Raw genomic sequence first — 3,054 nt, 5'->3', positions numbered from 1 at the left:
ACGGAAGATGCGGCCGCAACGCGTCCCACTCCGCATCGGTCAACTCATGACGTCGAATCACACCCGACATCATGCCTCAACCCGAGCAGATTGAAGACACTTCCTAGGCTCGGCGGTATGAGCGCGGACGTGATCTACAAGTTGCTGGACGCCCGGGAGTGGGCCGACTTCGTCGAGCGTGGGGTGTTCGAGGGAGCCGGGGTGGACCTGGCCGACGGCTATGTGCACTTTTCCACCCGCGAGCAGGTCGTGGAGACCGCGCGGCGGCACTTCGCGGGCCGTGGCGCGCTGTTCGCGCTTACGGTGGACGCCCCCGGGCTGAGGGAGGCGCTGCGCTGGGAACCGTCGCGCGGAGGGGACCTGTTCCCGCACCTGTACGGCGCGTTGGACCGGGCGCTCGTGCTGTCGTCGATCTCGATCGATGTGCCCGCGGACGCCGACGGCGACCGGGTGGCCGAGGCGGTTCGGCAGGGGCTGGGGATCGACCCGCGGGGCTGACGGTGGGTCGGGCGCCGGTGGGGTCACCGTGTCCGTGCGTGCCCGTGTCGGATCGGTCAGGGGAATGGGGCCGCGTAGGGTTCGCGGATCCTGACGGCTGCGGCAGTGGATGTCGGTGCGTGTGGCCTGGCGGCTTGCCTTCGGTGGGCCGGGCCGCCTCTCGCACGAGCCGCGCGGCGGACCGCGGCCGACCCGCACCGCCGTGCCCGATGGCGTGAAGTGTGGGGTACGTGGCGTGGACGCCATCGGGTCGACGGGCGCACGCTGGTGGGGTGAGTGAACGCGCGGTCGTCTTCGTGATCTTCGACGGTTTCCAACCCCTGGACCTGGTCGGTCCCCATGAGGTGTTCTCGCACGCCGGCGGCTACCGGTGCACGATCGTGGCCCGGCACGCGGGACTGGTGCGGTCGCACAGCGCGCTGCCCGTACACGCCGGCTTCGGCATCGCCGACGTCGACCCCGCCGACGTGGACACCCTCGTGGTGGTCGGCGGCGGGGGCGTGGACGCGGCGTGCCACGACGCCGAGTTGGTGGCCTGGATCGTGCGGGCGGCGGCAGCGGCGCGCCGAGTGACGTCCGTGTGCAGCGGCGTGTTCCTGCTCGGCGCCGCCGGGCTCATCCACGGGCGTCGGGTCACCACCCACTGGAGACGGGCCGCGCAGTTGGAGCGCGAACACCCCGAGGCGATCGTCGACGTGGACCCGATCTTCGTACGCGACGGCACGCTGTGGACGTCGGCGGGGGTGAGCTCGGGGATGGACCTGGCGTTGGCCCTGGTGGAGGAGGACGCCGGACGCTCGGTGGCGCACGACGTGGCCCGCGAGTTGGTGCTGTTCCTGCGCCGACCCGGTGGCCAGTCGCAGTTCGGCGTACCGCTGTGGGGTACGCGCCCGGTCGGCGATCCCCTGCGGGCGGTGATCGCGGCGGTGGTCGCGGATCCGGGGGCGCGGCACACGATCGCCGATCTGGCCGGGTGCGCGGGGCTGAGCCCGCGCCACTTCCAGCGACGGTTCACGGCCGAGTTGGGCGTGGGGCCGGCCGCGTACGTGGAGCGGGTTCGGGTGGAGGCGGCGTCGCGGGCTCTCGCGGAGGGCGGCGACCCGGTGGAGGCCATCGCGCGACGGTGCGGGTTCGGCACGGGGGAGACGTTGCGGCGGACCTTCCACCGCCATCTGGGGGTCGCGCCGTCCGACTACCGGGATCGATTCCGCACGTCGGTGCGGTAGTGCGGCGGGGCGCCCGAGTGCCCCTGGGGCAAGTGTTCATCGGTTTCTCCCGTTTCAGTGGTTCTTATCGACGAAGGAGCAGCATGACCACGTATGGACTGTTGATGTTCGAAGACCTGGAAGAGCTCGATCTGGTCGGACCCTGGGAGGTGTTCACCGCCTCCGCAATGCTGCGCGAGGGAGTCGACACGGCCGTCACGATCGCCGCCGGGCGCGATCCGGTGCGCTGCGCGAAGGGGCTGCGGATCGTGCCCGACCACACCCTCGCCGAGCACCCGCCGCTGGACGTCCTGCTCGTCCCCGGCGGCATGGGCACCCGCCGCGAGGTGGACAACGCCGAACTCGTCGGCTGGATCGCGCGTACCGCGAAGGACGCCGCATGGGTGATGTCGGTGTGCACCGGCGCGCTGTTGCTGCACGAGGCGGGACCCGCGCGCGGGCGCCGGGTCGCCACCCACCACGCGTTCGAGGACACCCTCGAGGCGCGCGGCGAGGTGACCGTGGTGCGCGACGCCCGCTACGTCGTCGACGGCAGCCTGCTCACCAGCCAGGGCGTGTCCGCGGGCATCGACGCGGCGCTGTGGCTGATCGGCCGGCTGCACGGCGTCGAGCACGCGCGTGCCGTGCGTCGCTACATCCAGTACGACCCGGCCCCGCCCTACCTCGCCGACGCCCTGGGCGCGTGATCTCGCGCCGCCCGGGTGCTACGCCCGGGCGGCGCCCGCGTCCACGCGTACGCCGGCGCTGTGGACGACCTCGCCGAAACGGGGCAGGTTCAAGGCGATCGCGGCGTCGTGTTCCGCGGTGGTGAAGGCCGTCATGGCGTCCTCGACGAACACGAGCTCGAAGCCGAGATCGGAGGCCGAACGCGCGGTCGATTCCACGCCCATGTTCGTCGCGATGCCGGCGAAGACCAGCGTGTCGGCCCCGTAGCCCCGGAGCACGTCGTCCAGCGAGGTGCCGTGGAAACCGCCGACGGCGCGTTTGACCACGACGGCGTCCGCCAACGCCGCGACCCGCTCGGCCAGTCGGCTGCCCGGGGGCTGCTCGGCGACGCCCGGCCGCTCGACCCGGACGGCCACCACCGGAGCCCCCGCCGCGCGGAACTCCTCGGCCAGGCGACACGCGGTCTCCAGTACGTCCTTCCCGCTGCGTGGCGCCAGCGGCATGTCGACGATCCGATCCATCAGATCGATCAGGACGAGGGCGGTACGGGCGGGGTCCAAGTCGGTCATGGCCCGCACCCTAGGAAGTGTCTTCAAAGTGGGCGTCTGAGCCAGAGCAGGATGGACACGATGGTGATCGCGGCGGTGAACGAGGAGGTGGTCTT

The 3,054-nt window shown here is 71.8% G+C and carries 4 protein-coding genes; 3 read left to right on the top strand and 1 reads right to left on the bottom strand.

The features are described from left to right. Window positions 1-117: 117 nt before the first annotated feature. The 3 genes from GT354_RS08450 (at window position 118) to GT354_RS08440 (ending at window position 2,410) form a co-directional block, all read left to right on the top strand. A complete protein-coding gene (locus GT354_RS08450; protein WP_161355641.1) occupies window positions 118-498 on the top strand; it encodes a DUF952 domain-containing protein in 381 nt (126 codons plus the stop codon). A gap of 272 nt (window positions 499-770) precedes the next feature. After that, window positions 771-1,724 (top strand): DJ-1/PfpI family protein, encoded by a 954-nt coding sequence (locus GT354_RS08445; protein WP_161355640.1) that lies wholly within the window; start codon window positions 771-773, stop codon window positions 1,722-1,724. A gap of 83 nt (window positions 1,725-1,807) precedes the next feature. Further along, entirely contained in the window at window positions 1,808-2,410 is a 603-nt protein-coding gene (locus GT354_RS08440) for a DJ-1/PfpI family protein (protein WP_161355639.1), read from the top strand. An 18-nt stretch (window positions 2,411-2,428) separates the two neighbouring features. Here the strand turns inward: GT354_RS08440 and GT354_RS08435 are convergent, their stop codons facing one another. Beyond that, window positions 2,429-2,959 (bottom strand): isochorismatase family protein, encoded by a 531-nt coding sequence (locus tag GT354_RS08435; protein WP_161355638.1) that lies wholly within the window; start codon window positions 2,957-2,959, stop codon window positions 2,429-2,431. Window positions 2,960-3,054 lie beyond the last annotated feature (95 nt).

The organism is Streptomyces sp. SID3343 (assembly GCF_009865215.1).
Taxonomy (GTDB): domain Bacteria; phylum Actinomycetota; class Actinomycetes; order Streptomycetales; family Streptomycetaceae; genus Embleya.
The sequence above is the reverse complement of the archived record's forward strand: the minus strand, read 5'-3'. Positions and strand labels throughout refer to the sequence as shown.